The sequence below is a fragment of the Myxococcus eversor genome (assembly GCF_010894455.1).
Classification (GTDB): domain Bacteria; phylum Myxococcota; class Myxococcia; order Myxococcales; family Myxococcaceae; genus Myxococcus; species Myxococcus eversor.
In genome coordinates, this window is sequence record NZ_JAAIXY010000030.1 from 38,267 (window position 1) to 54,605 (window position 16,339).

The 16,339-nt window shown below is 68.3% G+C and carries 16 protein-coding genes; 12 read left to right on the plus strand and 4 right to left on the minus strand.

The window, feature by feature from the left end:
- Positions 1-50 precede the first annotated feature (50 nt).
- A complete protein-coding gene (locus G4D83_RS41240) occupies positions 51-905 on the minus strand; it encodes an alpha/beta fold hydrolase (protein WP_163870431.1) in 855 nt (284 codons plus the stop codon).
- Between the two features lie 158 nt (positions 906-1,063).
- Between G4D83_RS41240 and mltG the strand changes: the two genes are divergently transcribed.
- The 4 genes from mltG to G4D83_RS41260 all read left to right on the plus strand — a co-directional run bounded on the left by mltG (position 1,064) and on the right by G4D83_RS41260 (position 5,471).
- Entirely contained in the window at positions 1,064-2,080 is a 1,017-nt protein-coding gene (gene mltG / locus G4D83_RS41245; RefSeq protein WP_163870432.1) for an endolytic transglycosylase MltG, read from the plus strand.
- Between the two features lie 121 nt (positions 2,081-2,201).
- On the plus strand, positions 2,202-4,049 hold the full coding sequence (locus G4D83_RS41250; RefSeq protein WP_163870433.1) for a CBM96 family carbohydrate-binding protein: 1,848 nt from the start codon (positions 2,202-2,204) through the stop codon (positions 4,047-4,049).
- 37 nt (positions 4,050-4,086) lie between these two features.
- Positions 4,087-4,827 carry a hypothetical protein gene (locus tag G4D83_RS41255; protein ID WP_163870434.1) on the plus strand — a complete coding sequence of 247 codons (741 nt, stop codon included), beginning with the start codon at positions 4,087-4,089 and terminating at the stop codon, positions 4,825-4,827.
- 104 nt (positions 4,828-4,931) lie between these two features.
- Positions 4,932-5,471 carry a hypothetical protein gene (locus G4D83_RS41260; RefSeq protein WP_163870435.1) on the plus strand — a complete coding sequence of 180 codons (540 nt, stop codon included), beginning with the start codon at positions 4,932-4,934 and terminating at the stop codon, positions 5,469-5,471.
- Positions 5,472-5,535: 64 nt separating this feature from the next.
- Here G4D83_RS41260 and G4D83_RS41265 read toward each other — a convergent pair whose 3' ends face one another.
- Positions 5,536-5,874 carry a tellurite resistance TerB family protein gene (locus G4D83_RS41265; protein WP_163870436.1) on the minus strand — a complete coding sequence of 113 codons (339 nt, stop codon included), beginning with the start codon at positions 5,872-5,874 and terminating at the stop codon, positions 5,536-5,538.
- Positions 5,875-5,964: 90 nt separating this feature from the next.
- On the opposite strand from G4D83_RS41265, the gene G4D83_RS41270 reads away from it, so the two are divergent.
- The 7 genes from G4D83_RS41270 (at position 5,965) to G4D83_RS41300 (ending at position 12,706) form a co-directional block, all read left to right on the plus strand.
- Positions 5,965-6,474, plus strand: a complete 510-nt coding sequence (locus G4D83_RS41270; RefSeq protein WP_163870437.1) for a GNAT family N-acetyltransferase — start codon at positions 5,965-5,967, stop codon at positions 6,472-6,474.
- A 107-nt stretch (positions 6,475-6,581) separates the two neighbouring features.
- The gene (gene selA / locus G4D83_RS41275; protein ID WP_163870438.1) at positions 6,582-7,979 is read left to right on the plus strand and encodes an L-seryl-tRNA(Sec) selenium transferase; all 1,398 of its coding nucleotides are present in this window, start codon (positions 6,582-6,584) and stop codon (positions 7,977-7,979) included.
- On the plus strand, positions 7,976-8,569 hold the full coding sequence (locus tag G4D83_RS41280) for an HNH endonuclease (RefSeq protein WP_163870439.1): 594 nt from the start codon (positions 7,976-7,978) through the stop codon (positions 8,567-8,569). Before selA ends, G4D83_RS41280 begins: the two co-directional genes overlap by 4 nt.
- A 222-nt stretch (positions 8,570-8,791) precedes the next feature.
- On the plus strand, positions 8,792-9,745 hold the full coding sequence (locus G4D83_RS41285; protein WP_163870510.1) for a P-loop NTPase: 954 nt from the start codon (positions 8,792-8,794) through the stop codon (positions 9,743-9,745).
- Positions 9,742-11,283, plus strand: a complete 1,542-nt coding sequence (locus G4D83_RS41290; protein ID WP_163870440.1) for a helix-turn-helix domain-containing protein — start codon at positions 9,742-9,744, stop codon at positions 11,281-11,283. Before G4D83_RS41285 ends, G4D83_RS41290 begins: the two co-directional genes overlap by 4 nt.
- Before the next feature lie 84 nt (positions 11,284-11,367).
- A complete protein-coding gene (locus tag G4D83_RS41295) occupies positions 11,368-11,631 on the plus strand; it encodes a hypothetical protein (protein WP_163870441.1) in 264 nt (87 codons plus the stop codon).
- Between the two features lie 10 nt (positions 11,632-11,641).
- Positions 11,642-12,706 carry an RluA family pseudouridine synthase gene (locus tag G4D83_RS41300; RefSeq protein WP_163870442.1) on the plus strand — a complete coding sequence of 355 codons (1,065 nt, stop codon included), beginning with the start codon at positions 11,642-11,644 and terminating at the stop codon, positions 12,704-12,706.
- Here G4D83_RS41300 and G4D83_RS41305 read toward each other — a convergent pair.
- Together G4D83_RS41305 and G4D83_RS41310 are read right to left on the minus strand one after the other, a co-directional pair.
- Positions 12,687-13,997 (minus strand): HD-GYP domain-containing protein, encoded by a 1,311-nt coding sequence (locus tag G4D83_RS41305; protein WP_163870443.1) that lies wholly within the window; start codon positions 13,995-13,997, stop codon positions 12,687-12,689. The two genes, G4D83_RS41300 and G4D83_RS41305, sit on opposite strands and share 20 nt — an antisense overlap.
- Positions 13,998-14,001: 4 nt before the next feature.
- Complete coding sequence (locus G4D83_RS41310; RefSeq protein ID WP_163870444.1) at positions 14,002-15,765, minus strand: HEAT repeat domain-containing protein; 1,764 nt, start codon at positions 15,763-15,765, stop codon at positions 14,002-14,004.
- Positions 15,766-15,943: 178 nt separating this feature from the next.
- On the opposite strand from G4D83_RS41310, the gene G4D83_RS41315 reads away from it, so the two are divergent.
- Entirely contained in the window at positions 15,944-16,282 is a 339-nt protein-coding gene (locus tag G4D83_RS41315) for a hypothetical protein (RefSeq protein WP_163870445.1), read from the plus strand.
- The last annotated feature ends 57 nt before the right edge of the window (positions 16,283-16,339 follow it).

The window sequence follows — 16,339 nt, forward strand, 5'->3', positions numbered from 1 at the left end:
GACCTGCGCGGGCGCTCGAGTGAGCCCGCCCGCGCTGTCGGTACGTCGAGCTAGCCCTTGATGAAGAGCAGCAGGTCCTCGTTGATGACGTCCTTGTGGGTCGAGCACATGCCGTGCGGGAAGCCCTTGTAGACCTTCAGCTGCGCGCCCTTCACCAGCGTGGCGGTGATCTTCCCTCCGCCCTCGAAGGGGACGATCTGGTCATCATCGCCGTGCATCACCAGCGTGGGCACGTCGAACTTCGCCAGGTCCGCGCGGAAGTCCGTCTCCGAGAAGGCCTTGACGGTGTCGTACTCGGACTTGATGGAGCCCTGCAGGCCCTGGATGCGGAAGCTCTCCCTCAGTCCCTCGGAGACCTTCGCTCCCGGCCGGTTGAAGCCGTAGAACGCCATGCTCAGGTCCTTGTAGAAGGTCGAGCGGTCGGAGCGCACGCCGGAGCGGATCTCGTCGAAGGCCTTCATCGGCAGGCCGTTCGGGTGCCAGTCCGTCTTGAGCATGATGGGAGGCACGGCGCTGATGAGCACGGCCTTGCCGACGCGCGAAGTCCCGTGGCGTCCGATGTATCGCGTCACCTCGCCGCCGCCCGTGGAGTGGCCGACGTGCACGGCCTTTCGCAATTCGAGCGCGGCGGTCAGCTCCGCGAGGTCATCCGCGAAGGTGTCCATGTTGTGCCCTTCCCAGGGCTGCGATGAGCGTCCGTTGCCGCGACGGTCATGCGCGATGGTGCGGAAGCCCCGCTCGGACAGGAACATCATCTGGTCTTCCCAGGCGTCGGCCGAGAGGGGCCAGCCATGGGAGAAGACGATGGGCTGTCCGTCCTTGGGCCCCCAGTCCTTGAAGTAGATCTGCGTTCCGTCACGAGTCGTGAGGTAGCTGCCCTGGAGCTTGCTGGCTTGAGTGGCCATACGGGGTCGTCCTCGGGGTCAGGGTGGGGTGCAACGGTTGCGAATATGTGCCTCGTGTGCCCGTGTCGCCCGGTTGGCGGCCGGGCCAGCGCTCGGGAGCGGACATCCGGTGACTCGAATGGATGCACGGCGTGGCGACGGTGCTACCCTGCGCCGCGATGAAGAAACTCCTCGTGGGTCTGGCAGTCGTCTTCGTGCTGTTGGCGGTCGCGGGTGCGGGCGCGTTCTGGTGGGTGGAGCAGGCGGCGCATCAAGCCGTCGCGGCCCCCGGTGCCGCCCCCGTCGAGTTCACCGTTCCCAAGGGCACCTCCGGAAGAGGCCTGGGCGTGTTGCTCGCCAACCAGGGCCTCATCACGGATGCGCGAATCTGGCGCTGGCACCTATTCCGTCGCGGCTCGTTCTCGCCCAAGGCGGGACGGCACCCGGTGAGCGCGTCCATGACGGTGGCGGAGCTGGCCATGGCGCTGGAGGGCAATCCGCTCCCCGATGACATCCCGTTCCTCGTGGTCGAGGGCTGGCGTCTGCGAGACACCGACGCGGCGCTCACCGCGGCGGGCTACATCACCGCGGGCGCGTACATCACCGCGGCCAGCAATCCCAGTCGCTTCACCGCGCCGTTCCCCCTGCCCACCACCACGTTGGAGGGCTACCTGTATCCGGAGTCCTACGGCGTGATTCCGGGGAAGTTCGACGTCGAGGACTTCATCCAGCGCCAGTTGAATGCCTTCGCGGAGCGCTTCTTCACGCCCAACCGGGAGGTCATCGCCAAGAGCGGGCGGACGCTCCACGAGGTGGTGGTGATGGCCTCCATGCTGGAGCGCGAGGAGCCCGTGCCGGCCCAGCGCCCGTTGGTGGCGGGCATCCTCTGGAAGCGCGTGGACAAGGGTTACCCGCTCGGCGTGGACGCGACGTCGCGGTACGTGCTGGCGCAGTGGAATGACCGCAAGGCCTTCCTCCAGCGGCTCAGGGACCCCGAGGACCCGTACAACACGCGTCACCGCAAGGGCCTGCCTCCGGGCCCCATCGGCGCGCCCACGGTGGAGTCGCTCCAGGCCGCCATGGCGCCGACGCAGAGCGAGTTCTGGTACTACCTGCACGACGCGCAGAAGACGCTGCGCCCCTCCCGCAACGCGGAGGAGCACGAGGCGCTGCGCAAGAAGTACAACGTGTACTGACGAACGCTCCCGGGCGCGGTGCTCGCTCCCTCGCCCCCTGTCCGGCAGGGGGAGCGCGCCGACCGGGATGGCGTGACTGTTGCTCATCCATCGCCCTCTCTGGTCACAAGGGAGTGGTGACGTGAGTCGGACGACGGTCGGGGCGGGGTGGTGGGGCTGGGGTGTGGTGCTCGCGCTCCTGAGTGGGTGCGGGGCTTCCCAGGGTGTGGCATCCCGTTCCACTCCGGAGGTGGTCGCCCCTCCAGAGGCGCGGAACGAGAACCTCACCACGCGCTCGGTGACGTTCGTCGCGGCGGCGGACACGCACGTCGTGGCCACGTCTCCGACGATGGGCTTCGGTTCATCGGAGACGCTGGTGCTCGGCCGCTCGCCCGACGCCGAGGCGTACCTCAAGTTCCTCATCCAGCCCTTCGAGGGGACGATGACGGCCGCGAGGCTTCGTCTGTACGTGCTGGAGGGCACGGCGGACGGGCCCACCGTCTACGACCCGCCGGGAGTCCGGACCTGGAACGAGCAGACGATGTGGGACACCCGTCCTCAGTGGGGTGGGTACTGGGCGCTCGTCAGCGCGGGCCCCGTCGCCAGTGGGACGTGGATGGAGCTGGACGTCAGTGACTTGAACGTCTCCCAGAACAGCTATCTCGACATCTTCATGGGCGGTGACAGCGAGGATGGCGTGACGCTCGCGTCCAGCGAGCATCCGGACCCCACGCTGCGCCCCCAACTCGTCCTCACCGTCGAGTCCGTGAAGGACCATCCGCCACCGCGCCCCGAGCCCATCCCCGTGTCGGGGGCGCCCGTGGCCTTCGCGCCGAGCGCCGACACGTTCGTCTCCGCCGATGCGCCGGCTTCCTCGGATGGTGGCGTGTCGGAGTCGCTCCGCATCGGAAGCACGCCCGAGCGGGAGGCCCACCTGCGCTTCTCCGTGCAGGGGCTGACGGAGACGGTGCAGCGCGCGGTGCTGCGCCTGCGAGTGACGGAGGATGGCACGGAGGGCGGGCCCTCGGTCTTCTCGACGCAAGGCGCCTGGAGCGAGTCGAGCGTCACCTGGAACACCCGCCCGTCGAAGCTGGGCGACACATTGGACCGCGCGCCGTTCCTCGCGGCGTCTGGCTTCGCGGACTACGACGTGACGGACCAGGTGCGAGGCAATGGAGACGTCACCTTCGGCCTGTATGCCAATTCCAGCGATGAGGTGTCATTCCACTCGCGCGAGGCGTCTTCACTCGAGCCCCAGTTGCTCGTCTGGACGGGCACGCCTCGGACTTCTCCGACGGATGAGTGCCTGACGCGCCAGGAGGTCCTCGCCACGACTGTCCTCGCGTCGCAGGACACCTTCGTCACGCCGGAGAGCCCCGCGCCGCAACATTACCGGGAGGCCTCGCTGCGAGTGGATGCGTCACCGCGCGCGGAGAGCTATCTGGAGTTCGACGTCCAGCTCGGGACGGCGCCGGTGCGCCGCGTGTTGCTTCGCCTGTATGCGCTGGATGCCTCGGGGAATGGGCCCCGGCTGTTCAAGGCCGAGCCGTTCGATGAAGCAACGACGGGCTGGCACAACAAGCCGACCATCATGGGGGGCGTGGTGGGGGACCTGGGTGCGCTGAAGCAGGACCAGTGGGTGGAGTTGGACGTGACGGACGTGGTGACGACGTCGGGGCGTCACGCCTTCGCGTTGCTCGAAGGGGCCGCGGATGGGATGCGCTTCGCTTCGTCCGAGATGGAGGAGAGAGGGCTGCTCTCCGTCGCGCCGCGACTCGTCGTCATCACCGACAGCGAGCCGTTCTGTTCCTACCAGGGCACGCCTCCGTCGGGCTCGACGGCCTGGGTGACGCAGTCGAATGACCCGGCGGCGGAGCTCTCGACTCACACGGCCCCAGCGCCCGACGGTGGCTTCGTCGTCATCAGCAGGGTGGAGCAGCCTCAGTCCAGTCCTCCGTCGGCCGAGCGGACGGACGTCGTCACCCTCTGAAGGTCCAGCGGGACGGCGCCTACCAGCGGGCTCGGGGGTGCCGGCCGGGCAGGCGCTGCGTGGCACCCAGGCGCTGAGCGTGGCCGTGGACGCGCGGGAGAATGTCACCGTCGGCGGCTGGGCGGCCCCGGGCACCGACTTCGGCGCGGGCGCCATCACTTACCGAGGCCCGTTCGTGGCGCGGTGGAGCATGAGTGGTGCGCCCCTCGGGTCGTGGTTGCTGCCCACGCCCTCCGGCCACTACGCGGATGTTTACGACGTGGGTGTCCTTCCGGACGGGAGCGTGGCCTTCACGGGGACCTTCGACGGATGCTTCACCTTGGCGGGCACGTCCTACGCGAGCCTGGAACCGGATGACTCCTATGACGGTCAGCGGGATGCCCTGTTGGGGCGGCTGAGCGCCACCGGAGCGGAGGTGGCGCTGAGGCGGTTCCAGGATGACCTGGGGCGCAGCCTGGGCCTGGGCTCGCTCGTCGTCGACGCCTCGGGGAGCATCACCACGGCTCAGTCCGGGTGGGGGCGCCTGTTGGGGCTCGGCGCCGTCGGTCCGCCCGAGGACGTGGCTCCGGGCCGTCCCACGGTGTCGAGCTTCGCTCCCGACCTGGGGACGCGGTGGGTCCGGGGGCTGGACCCGCTCGCGTCGGGCCTCCTCCTGGCGCCCGTGGGGGACGGCGTCGTCGTGACGGGGGACCTGGCCGGGCCCTTCGAGCTGGATGGGACCTGGTACACCCCTCGCCTGCGCCGCTCGGACCTGTTGCACCTCAAGCTCCGGCCCTAGGAGGCGGGCCGCACGCTCAGGGGGCGGGATTCGTACCGGGGGCCACACTCGCGGTCGATGGTGGCTTCCCCGGGGCCGGATCTGGGGTATTCACGGCAATAGACATGACTCAGCTCCCAAAGAAGCTCCAGGACCACGCCGATGCACTCGCGGCCGCCGACGAGAGGCTGACCGCGCTGGACGAGGACGCGCTGCTCGCGGCCCCCGTCGATATCTCCGCGATGCTGCGAACCGGCATCGAGCTGCATGACGAGTTGACGGACCAGTCGCGCACGCTGGAGTCGCGCGACTGCGTCGTCGTCATCGGTGACATGGACGTGGAGAAGTTGGTGGTGAAGGGCCCCGGTGGGCTGCTCGTCCTCGGAGACCTGAAGGTCGGCTCGGCGGAGCTGCACTCCACGGTGCTCGTGCTGGGCAATTGCGAAATCGTCGACCAGATTGTCGGCGAGGGCGAGCCGAACACGCTGACCGTCCTGGGTGAAATCCAGGGCGGACGCTGTGAGATGCGCAAGCAGTTCATCATGCAGTTCCTCGGCGGCGGCAAGCTCACCTCGCTGAAGAACAGCGAGGGCGGCGTGGCGGAGCTGCTGGAGCTGCTCAGCGGCGCGGGCAGCGAGCTGGAAGTCGACGAGGTCGACGCGTAGTCGCGCCGGGCGGACACGGTGCCGGGAGCGCTCCTCCCGGCCCTGTGTCCCCGTTCAATCCGCTTCAGCTGGTGACACCCAGCATCTCGCGAATCTGCCGCAGCATCTCGATTTCACTCGGGTGGATGTGGCCGTCGCTGGAGATGAGGGCGTGGGTCGCCTCGATGACCGCCTGGGGATTGGAGCGCAGGACGCCCAGGTTGGGCGCCGGCAGCGGGACGCCGTTCTGGAGGCACTTCGCCAGCTCGGCCAGTTCCGGCAGCGGCACGCTCATGCCTCGCGCGGCGCCCATGATGTGGTCGATTTCCTCGCGGCTCACGCCATCGTCGCCACTGGCGACCTGGAGGAGCAGCTTGAGGACTTCAATCTGGAACCGGGAGTCGGGGCTCGAGGGGGTGGACATCCGTGGTACATCCTCCAAGGGGGCTCGCAGGCTGACGTGTCCGGACACTTCCGTCCAGGGTTGCCTCGGGCTTTGCCGGGAGAATTTCGCATGAAAGTCCTGGAGACAGAGCGGCTCGTCTTGCGTCGGGTGACGCGGGAGGATGCGCCCTTCATCCTGGTGTTGGTGAATGAGCCGGCGTGGCTGCGCTTCATTGGCGACCGGGGTGTGAAGACGCTCGAGGACGCGTGGGGCTACATCACCAACGGCCCCCACGCGAGCTACGAGCGCCATGGCTTCGGCCTGTACCTGGTGGAGCGCAAGTCGGACGGCGCGCCGCTGGGGATGTGTGGCCTGCTCAAGCGCGACTCGCTGGAGTACGTGGACATCGGCTACGCGCTGCTGCCCGCGTACTGGGGGCAGGGCTATGCCCAGGAGGCGGTCTCCGCCACGCTCGCTTACGCGCAGAAGGACCTCGGTTTGAAGCGCATCGCGGCCATCGTCTCGAAGGACAACGCCAGCTCCATCAAGGTGCTGGAGCGAATGGGGCTGCGGTTCGAGAAGTACTTCCGGCTGCCGGGAGCTTCCGAGGAAATCAGCCTGTACCTGACGCCTGCCTGAGTCGAGCGGAGAGCGCCGCGCCGCACTCCGGCGCGAGCAGGCCGTCACCTGCATGACACCTCCCCGTCGTTTGGAGATTGGGTGCCACGTCTCCTAGACTCGGAGGCGTGGGACCCCCGTCGAACAGCGTAGACGGCGGGAAGAACGCGCTGTTGCGCGCACTCCCCTCCATCGAGCAGCTCCTGCGGCGGCCCTCGCTGGAGCCACTGCTTGCGGGTGTTCCCAGGGCCCGGGCCGTGTCCGCGCTGAGGCTCGCGGTGGAGCGGGTCCGAGCCCGACTGCTCCAGGGCGAGCCGCGCGCTTTCGAGGACGCGGACGTGGGCGAGGCGCTGAGCACGTTGGCCACGCCGGGCCTGCGTCCCGTGCTGAACGCGACGGGGGTGGTGCTGCACACCAACCTGGGGCGCGCGCCGTTGGCGCCGGAGGCGGTGGCGCGGGTGGCGGAGGTGGCGCGGGGGTACTCGAACCTCGAATACGACCTGGACGAAGGCGAGCGCGGCAGCCGGTATGCGCCCGTGGTGGGGCTGTTGCGTCAGCTCACCGGCGCGGAGGATGCGCTCGTCGTCAACAACTGCGCGGGAGCGGTGCTGCTGGTGCTGGCCGCGCTGGCGGGTGGCCGCGAGTGTGTCGTGTCGCGCGGGGAGCTGGTGGAGATTGGCGGCGGCTTCCGCGTGCCGGACGTCATGCGCCAGTCCGGAGCGAAGCTGGTGGAGGTGGGCACCACCAACCGCACGCGCCTGGCGGACTACGCGAGCGTGGTGGGCGCGGAGACGGGGCTGTTGTTGAAGGTGCACCGCTCCAACTTCGCGGTGGTGGGCTTCACGGAGGAGGCGAGCGTGGCGGAGCTGGCCGGGCTCGGTCGGGAGCGCGGCGTGCCCGTGTTCCAGGACCTGGGCTCCGGCGCGCTGGTGCGCATGGCGGGAGAGGGACTGAGCCAGGAGCCCACGGTGCCCGAAGTCGTGGCGGCGGGGGCGGACGTGGTGGCCTTCTCCGGAGACAAGCTGCTGGGCGGGCCGCAGGCGGGCGTGGTGGTGGGACGCTCTGCGTTGGTGTCGCGCATCAAGGCGCATCCGCTCACGCGGGCCTTGCGTGTGGACAAGCTGACGGTGGCCGCGCTGGAGGCCACGTTGGAGTTGTACCGGGATGGCAGGCCGGAGGCCGTCCCCACGTACAGGCTGCTTGCCCAGCCGGCCGATGAGCTGCGCGCCCGAGCGCTGCGGCTCCAGGCCTTGCTGGCCGAGCGAGGTGTGAGTGTTCGGGTGGACGAGGTGGTGGGACAAGTGGGCGGGGGCGCCATGCCGCTGGCCCGCTTGCCTTCCTTCGCGTGCAGGCTCACCGTAGGTGCGCCGGAATCATTCCTCGAACGCCTGCGCGGCGGCGGAGTGCCGGTTATTGGCAGGATGGCGGATGGCGAGGTGGTCCTCGACGTCCGCTGCCTCGCGAAGGAGGAACTCGAATCGGTCGCTGAAAGCGTGGCGACCGCAAGTCCCGGGAAACCACCATGATCAACAGCGCCGTCCTCGTACTCAACCGGTACTACCAACCGGTGCACGTCACGTCGGTGAAGCGGGCGTTCTCGCTGCTGTATCAGGGCGTCGCCAAGGCCATCGACCAGCAGTACCGACTCTACGAGTTCGCCGATTGGGCGGCATTGAGCGCCACCAACGATTGCATCACCACCATCAACCGGACCATCCGCGTTCCCCGGGTGCTGGTGCTCAGCGCGTATGACCACCTCCCGCGCGGGAGGGTGCGCTTCTCCCGGCTCAACATCTACGCGCGCGACGCGGACACCTGTCAGTACTGCGGAAAGAACCTCCCTCGCAGCGAGCTGAACCTGGACCACGTCATGCCCCGCACGCAGGGGGGCAAGACGACGTGGGAGAACGTCGTGTGCTCATGCGTGCCGTGCAACCTGAAGAAGGGGGGCCGCACGCCGGAGCAGGCCGACATGAGACTGCTCAAGAAGCCGGTGCGCCCGCGCTGGACGCCCCTGTTCCGCGGTGCTTCGCGCAAGGTGACGTATCAGGAGTGGCTGCCCTTCCTGCACCTCGCGGACGCTTCGTACTGGAACGTGGAGCTGCTGGACGAGTAGGGCGGCTCGCTCGCCCGGTTGTTCACTGGTCAGCCTTGCGAGCCCTGTAATTCTTGGGTCGTCTCCTCTGAAGGACGTGGGGGCTGATTCAGGAAATGGCCAGGGATTGGCGGGGAGTCGACTCGGGCGGTAGGACGGGCTTTGATGCGACTGCCCATGTCCAAACCTTCGCGAGCACCCCAGGCCGATGCCCGTGCCCTGGGGTCCCCGACCCCCGAACCGGTGCATGCGGGACCGCCGGGATTGGGACGTCGCGAGCGGCCTCGTCGCATCATCGCGGTGGGTGGCGGCAAGGGCGGCATCGGCAAGTCGATGGTGTCCGCCAACCTGGGCGTGGCGCTGGCGCAGTCCGGGCTCAACGTGCTGCTGGTGGACGCGGACCTGGGCGGGGCGAACCTGCACACGTGCCTGGGGGTAGGGCAGCCGGAGGCGACGCTGTCCGACTTCCTGCGGCGCAACAAGGCCCGGCTGGAGGACGTCATCGTCCCCACGGGCGTGCCCCGGCTGTCGCTGATCGCCGGCGCGCAGGACGCGCTGGATGCGGCCAACCTCAAGTACGCGCAGAAGCAGAAGCTGTTGAAGACGCTCCTGGGGGCGCAGGCGGACTACCTCATCCTGGACCTGGGCGCGGGCACGAGCTTCAACACCATCGACTTCTTCATCATGGCGGACCATGGGCTGCTGGTGGTGCTGCCGGAGCCCACGTCGGTGGAGAACGCGTACCGCTTCGCGAAGGCGGCGTTCTTCCGGAGGCTGCAGCAGATGGAGGCGCAGTACGGCATCCAGGACCTGGTGGACAGCGCGCTCACGACGCGGGAGGGCTCGCTGCGCACCCTGCATGACGTGCTCGAGCAGGTGAGGCGGAAGGATCCGGTGGGTGCGGAGCGACTGGAGCGGGAGCTGGCGGCCTTCCGCATCCGGCTGGTGGTGAACCAGGCGCGGACGGACGCGGACCTGAACGTGGGAACAGCCGTGGCCTCGGCGTGGAAGAAGTTCTTTGGGATCGACATGGATGACCTGGGGGCCATCCGGTATGACGATGAGGCGTGGCGCGCGGTGCGAAAGCGGCGCCCCGTTCTCATCGAGCGGCCGGATTCCCCGGCGGCTCTGGCCATTCAACGCATCGCCGCGCGCTTGCTCGCAATCGACGGAACCCCCATTCCCGCCACGCCATGAAGCCCTTCGCGCAGCAGACCTATTACGAGCTCCTGGAGGTCCCCGTCACCGCGCAGATGGAGGAGATCCACGTCGCCTATTCGCGGTTGATGGAACTCTATGCGCCGGACTCCATCGCGGTGTACGCGCTCGTGGACGCGGACCAGGTGGACGTGCTCCGCGCCCGGATGACCGAGGCGATGGAGATCCTCACGGACGCGGACCTGCGCGTCGAGTACGACAAGGACCTGGGCCTGCCCGCGAGGAAGGTGGCGGAGGCCGTGACGGCGCCGCCGCCCGTGGCCGAGGTGGGCCCCACGCAGCGCGCGGCGGAGGCGCTCGCGAGCGCGGTGGGGGCGTCGGCCGCGACCTCGCCTGTCGCGACTCCTGAGGTGGCGGGGAAGGGGATGGAGGAGCCGGAGCCCGAGCTGAGCGGTCCGGCGGCGTTCCGGGCCAGCTTCGTCAGCGGATATTCGCTGTCATACGTGACGAGCTCCCTGCAGACCGCGCCGTTCGGCGGTGGGTTCATGGGCATGCCGGCGGCGGGCAGGATGGACGGGGGGGCCGCGAGCACTGTCGAGTCGGGTTCGAGCGCGGCTCCCGTGGCCCAGGTCTCCCCGAAGACGGTGGATACGGGCACGGAGGCGACCGCGGCTGTGTCGGTCGCTGCTCCTGCCAGTGTCGTCGCCGAAGCTCCGAGCCCCGTTGCGGCCCCGGTGGCATCGAGCTCCGCTGCTCCGAGCGGCGAGAGCCCCGTGGTTGCCGTTGTGGCGACGACGGTCCAGCCGGAGGCCTCGAGCCCCGCGGCCTCCAGCGGCGAGAGTCCCGTTGCGGCCTCGTCGCCCTCGGATACGGCCGGTTCCAGCGCGGCGGACGCGAGCGCGGAGGCACAGGGCGCCCAGGCTCCCGCGAGTCCCGCCGCCACCGAGCCGGAGCCGGAGCCGGAGCCGTCGGTCCCCGAGGCGCCCGTCGTCGCGCAGGTGCCGCCCGCTCCGAGCCCCGTCGAGGACGTTCCCGTTCCATCGGTGGCCGCCCAGCCGCCCGTCGCCGAGCCGCAGCCCCCCACACCCGCGCCGCCGTCCACGTCCATCGTCGTTGCCCCACCGCCGAGCCGGTCGACGGGCACGTCCCGTCCCACGACGTCCCCGACGGGGGCGTCCGCGCAGACCCGGGGCCCGGGGCGCCAACTGGGCGACGCGCAGGTGCTCGCCCAGGACGCGGCCATCGCCACGGCGGAGGCCGCCATGGCCCAGGTCTCCGCCCGCGTGCGCGAGGCCCGTCCGCGCCTCCCGGAGATCGCCGCCGACGCCGAGTTCAACGGCGAACTGCTGCGCAGGGTCCGGGAGACCCGGGGCTTCACGCTCCAGCAGGTCGCGGACCGCACCCGCATCTCCTCGCGTCATCTGGAGAACGTGGAGGCGGACCGCTACACCTTGCTGCCCCCGCCCGTATACCTGAGAGGAATCCTCATGAACCTCGCTCGCGAGCTGGGGTTGGATCCGCTCCAGGTGTCCAGGAGCTATCTGGGATTGGCTTCTGAGAAGTCGGGCAAGAAGTGATGCCTCGCCGTGGAGCGGCCAACTGGCGCTCGAACCACAAGGAAAGTTGACTCCCCTCCGAGCGGTGCCTATGTAGGGAGGACGATGACGGACGAGGAAAAGATCAAGGCGATGCGGCTCGCCCGTGCGATTGCCTCGGATATCTCGCTCTACAACGAGCAGAAGATCATCAAGGGTATCGAGCAGGACAACCTCTTCGAGGTCCTCAGGGAGGAACTGGAAGAGGGACGTGAGCTCTACAAGAGCCGCGTCAGCCAGGATGTCTACACGAACGCGAACTTCTTCGAGCGCGCCATCAACGACATCGTGTTGCGCTCCAAGGCGCACGTGAAGTCGAAGATCTGGTAGTCCGCTCCTCGTGGCACCGCCAGACACCCGAGAGCATCGCTCCCCGCCCCAGGCACGCGGAGAGCGCATCGACCAGTATCTCGCCACCGTCTTCACCGGCCTGACGCGCTCCCGCATCCGGGGCCTCATCGACGATGGGCATGTGCTCGTCGACGGCAGGTCCGTGAAGGCGGCGATGCGCCTGCGCGGTGGCGAGCTGCTCAGCCTCCACGTTCCCGCCCCCGTCGCCGCGTCCCCTCAGGCCGAGGAGCTCCCGCTCACCGTGCTCCACGAGGACAAGGACCTGGTCGTCGTGGACAAGGCGGCGGGCATGGTGGTGCACCCGGGCGCGGGACACGCGACGGGAACCCTGGTCAACGCGCTGCTCCACCGCGTGAAGGACCTGGCCGGCGTCGGTGGCGAGCTGCGCCCCGGCATCGTCCACCGCCTGGACAAGGACACCACGGGCTGCCTCGTCGTCGCGAAGAACGAGCGGGCGCTCGTCGCGCTCCAGAAGTCCTTCAAGGGGCGCGAAGTCACCAAGACGTACCTGGCGCTGGTGCACGGCGTGCCGCCCGCGGAAGGGCGCATCGAGACGCTCTACGGCCGTCACCCCGTCAATCGTCAGCGCTTCACCGGCAAGGTGCGAGAGGGCAAGCCCGCCATCACCGTGTACCGCGTGCTCGAGGCCTTCGACAGCGCCGCGCTGGTGGAGGTGGATCTGCTCACCGGGCGCACGCACCAGATTCGCGTGCACCTGACGGAGCTGGGCCACCCGTTGCTCGGAGACACGCTGTACGGCGCCGGGCGCAAGCCGAAGGGCGAGGCCGGTGCGGCGCAGGAGCAGATGGGACGTCAGGCCCTCCACGCGTGGAAGCTGGCCTTCGCGCACCCGCGCACGGGCAAGGCGCTCTCACTGGAAGCGGCGCTCCCCGAGGATTTCACCGCCGCGCTCACGCTGCTGCGGGGCCCCCAGGCTCCCGAGCCCAAGCCCGCGTCGAAGGCGAAGAGGGCCCCGGCACGGAAGAAGGCTCCGGCACGGAAGAAGGCGGCGCCCAAGAAGAGCGCCGCGGCGACTACAAGCCGGAAACGCTGAGCGACTGCTGGCGCTTGGACAGCACCTTCACGGGCTGGATGGCCATGACGCGCATGAAGACCTCGAGCAGCTCCGGGTCGAACTTGTTGCGCATCTCCGTCCACATCAGCATCAGCGCGACTTCCGGGCCGTAAGCGTCGCGGTAGGGGCGCTTGGAGGTGAGCGCGTCGTATGCGTCGCAGATGGCGATGATCTTCGCGTAGGCCCCGAGGTTCGTCTTCGGGATGATCATCTGGATGTTGCCGCGTGAGTCGCGCACCGCGGTACCGAAGTCCGTCTTGTGCTCGAAGGTCGTCACCACGCGCAGCAGGGTGGAGCGGCTGAAGCCCTTCTCCATCAGGATGTTGCGCACGGAGATGAGCGGCGCGCGCTGCACCGCCACGCGCTCCTCCGGAGTGAGCGCACCGCGCTTGGTGGCCAGCTCCTCCGGCAGCGTCGTCATGCCCGCGTCGTGGAAGAGGGCGATGTAGCCCAAGTCGCGCAGCTGCGGCTTGGTGAGCCCCAGCTCCGCGCCGAAGACGATGCAGCTCAGGCACACGTTGACCTGGTGGTACACGAGGTAGTCGTCCTCGCGCCGCATCGTCGTCATGCCCAGGAAGTGCGTCTTCTGCTCGTAGCTGATGTCGACGAAGTCCTGGACGAGCCGCAGCGCCTTGGAGGCGTTGAGGGGTTTGCCCGCGCGCACCGACTCCAGGTACTTGCTGAGGAAGAACACCGAGCGGGCATAGACGGTCATCGCGTACTTCTTGCGATCGACCTTCTGGTCGCCCACGTTGTTCATGTCCTTGTCGAGCTTCTCCTTGAGCTTGGAGAACTTGGCCACGCGCATGTTGAGCAGCTTGCGGCCCGCGAGTCCGTCCTCCTCGGAGGTGCTCGACTGCTCCTTGCTGAAGATCCAGATGAAGTTCTTCAGCTCCGGCACCGTCACCGGCTTGGTGAGCGTGAAGCCGCCCACGTCCTTGGCGCGCATCTCCGTCAAGAGGTAGCGCTGGTTCTCGATGGAGTTCAGGTCCACCTTCACCAGCATGCTGTTCAGGTAGAAGGAGTCCTTGACGCCCGCCAGCTCCAGCCGGCCTTCCTTGCCGATGATTTGATTGATGATGTCCTGGAGTTGATGCAGCGGCTTCTGGAAGACGCCGTTCTCCGGGTCATACATCTTCACCGAGCGCACCAGCATGTAGAGGCCGGCGACCATGGAGCGAGAGAGGGCCTGGAGCTTCTCGTTGTGCTCGCGGCCGAACTCGTTGGTGCTCTCGTCCTGGTTCTGGGTGATTTTGAGGTTCTCAGCCATGGGCCTATGCCTCCTCTGGGAGCGCCGAGTCACCGAACAGCGTCTTGCGGGTCTGGTACATCGCCTTGCGCGCCGCGGTGAGCAGCTCCACCGCCTGGGTGCGGTCCTCGACGAGGGCCTGCAACATCTTGTAGCTCTGGATGGAGCAGGCGCCCTGGAGGCCGGCGATGGCCAGCATCTTGTCTTCCAGCACGCGCTTCTTGTTGAGCAACGAGGCCTTCACCGTGAGCAACTGCTGCATGTGCGAGAGCGCTCCCGGCGTGCCCGTGGCACCGACGGCCATGTAGAAGGCGGTGCGCTCGTCGGGCGTCTTCTTGTCGAACGCGGGCTCGCGAATCAGGCGCATCAAGTCGGAGAACGCCTTGTCCCGGTCGAACTCCGGCAGCATCCGGGCCGCCACCATGCGCACCTGGGAGACGGGGTCCGCGAGCGCCTCGAAGATGAGGCGGCGTGCCTCGCCGGTGCGGCCGCGCCCGATGATGTTGAGCACCTCCAGCTTCACCACCAGGTTGGGGCTCTTGAGCACCTGGCCGAACATCTTGATGCGGTCCGGGTGGTTGCTCTTCTCCAGCACGTACACCATGTCGCGCACCGTCTGAGGACGGTCTGAAATCAGCCGGGCCACGAAGGGCTCCGGCAGCTCCCGGGCGACGACGGCCAGCGCGTCGCACAACAGCGCGCGGTTCTCTTGAATCTCCAGCGTCTCCAGCACGGTGAGCAGGGGGATGACGGAGTCGCGGCCCAGCGCCTGGAGGTAGCGCGTCACGTCCGCGGGGTGCTTGGGACGCGAGCCCTTGAGCGACTCGCCCAGGCGCATCAACCGCTGCTCCTCGCCCATCTTGTGCAGGAAGGACTCGAGCAGCTTCTCGAGCGGCGCGCCGCCTTCCTTCTGCGACAGCGCGCGCAGCTTGAGGACGATTTGATTGATGGTGCCGAAGTCGTCCTGGAGCAGCAGCATGTCCAGGAGCTGCACGAAGATCTCCTCGAGCAGCGCGCCGTCCTCGACACCGCCTTCCACCACCTGGAACACGGCGCTCACCAGCTTGGGGAACAGCCGCGCGCCTTCCTCTTCCGAGACTTCGCGCTGGAGCTTCGCCTTCAGGTCATCCGACGCGTGCCGGCCGCCGATGACGAGGCCGCGAATCTGCTCCACGCCGTCCAGCTTCGCGTCCAGGTCCTCCGCGGACACGCGGGCGAAGCGCAGGTAGTCGTCCGAGTTCGTCTGGAGGCGCGCGTAGAGGTAGCCCACCACCTTGTCGACTTCGACCTGCACCTCCTCCTCGCTGGCGTTCTCCATGGAGAAGCCTTCCACCACGACGTACTCCACGTGCTCCATGCCCGCGCGCCACAGCTGGGCCAGCACGTCCTCGGCGCCGCGCTCCGGCTCCGACAGGGCAATCATCGTGAAGGTGACCAGCTCCTCCACCGCCAGCCCGGGACGGAAGATGAGCTGCCGGATGCCGTCGCGGAAGAACTTGTACGGAAGCGGCGTGTCCTCGGTGAAGAGCGAGTCGTTGTGCAGCGTCAGGTTCTGCTGCTCGACCTTGAGCGACAGCGGCCCGTACTTCTCCGTGTACTGGGTGATGGACTCCAGGGCCTTGGAGAGGAACTCCGGGAAGCGCGCATCATTGTGGCGGTACATGCCAATCTGCTTGATGCCCTTGAGCAGGTGGAACGCGAACGTGCGCGCCAGCTCCACCTTCTCGCGGATCTCCGGAGTCTGCTCGGGCTCCGTGCTCGCTTCCTGGGTCTTTTGGGGATGGGCCATGCGTTTGCAACTCTCCGCTCGGGCGGTAGCACCAGCCTACCGCGAAATCCTCTGGGGCCCCAGCCGGCGGCGGTTGGAAGTTCGCGGGCTTGGATGACATGGGTCTACCTCGACGCCGTCGGACGGGAATTCCCGGGTATCGTGCGCCCGCCGCCGTACCGTGAGGAGTGTCGAGCGCATGCTGCGAGTCATGGCCTGTGGGGTGTGCCTGTTGGGGCTGACGGGGTGCTTCCGGATGAGCGTGCGGACGGGCGCGCCGCGAGACGGGCTCCCGGAGGCGCGCACGGGGGTGAGCCTGGTGTACGGGCTGTCGACGGCCAACGTGTCGGCGGCGGAGTGTCGCCACGGGGTGTCGCGCGTGGACGTGTATTGGCCCTGGTGGGGCGCGCTCGTCTACGTGGGCACGGTGGGCTTCGTCACGCCGCTGCGCACGGAGTACGTCTGCGCGGAGGGCGCTCCGTCCACGCAGGCGGCGCCCGAGCGGGAGCAGGTGCCGGACTCCATCGCGCCGCTTTGAAGCGGTGTGTCAGAGGCGCTTCGTAGAGTTCTTTTCAAGGGGCCAGGAACACCTGGC

Excerpts from the sequence above, each read along its gene's own strand:
- G4D83_RS41305 (WP_163870443.1), bottom strand. The coding sequence starts at position 13,997 with ATGGCTGAGAACCTCAAAATCACCCAGAACCAGGACGAGAGCACCAAC.
- mltG (WP_163870432.1), top strand. The coding sequence starts at position 1,064 with ATGAAGAAACTCCTCGTGGGTCTGGCAGTCGTCTTCGTGCTGTTGGCG.
- G4D83_RS41295 (WP_163870441.1), top strand. The coding sequence starts at position 11,368 with ATGACGGACGAGGAAAAGATCAAGGCGATGCGGCTCGCCCGTGCGATT.
- G4D83_RS41240 (WP_163870431.1), bottom strand. The coding sequence starts at position 905 with ATGGCCACTCAAGCCAGCAAGCTCCAGGGCAGCTACCTCACGACTCGT.
- G4D83_RS41270 (WP_163870437.1), top strand. The coding sequence starts at position 5,965 with ATGAAAGTCCTGGAGACAGAGCGGCTCGTCTTGCGTCGGGTGACGCGG.
- G4D83_RS41260 (WP_163870435.1), top strand. The coding sequence starts at position 4,932 with ATGACTCAGCTCCCAAAGAAGCTCCAGGACCACGCCGATGCACTCGCG.
- G4D83_RS41265 (WP_163870436.1), bottom strand. The coding sequence starts at position 5,874 with ATGTCCACCCCCTCGAGCCCCGACTCCCGGTTCCAGATTGAAGTCCTC.
- G4D83_RS41280 (WP_163870439.1), top strand. The coding sequence starts at position 7,976 with ATGATCAACAGCGCCGTCCTCGTACTCAACCGGTACTACCAACCGGTG.
- G4D83_RS41290 (WP_163870440.1), top strand. The coding sequence starts at position 9,742 with ATGAAGCCCTTCGCGCAGCAGACCTATTACGAGCTCCTGGAGGTCCCC.
- G4D83_RS41315 (WP_163870445.1), top strand. The coding sequence starts at position 15,944 with ATGCTGCGAGTCATGGCCTGTGGGGTGTGCCTGTTGGGGCTGACGGGG.
- G4D83_RS41310 (WP_163870444.1), bottom strand. The coding sequence starts at position 15,765 with ATGGCCCATCCCCAAAAGACCCAGGAAGCGAGCACGGAGCCCGAGCAG.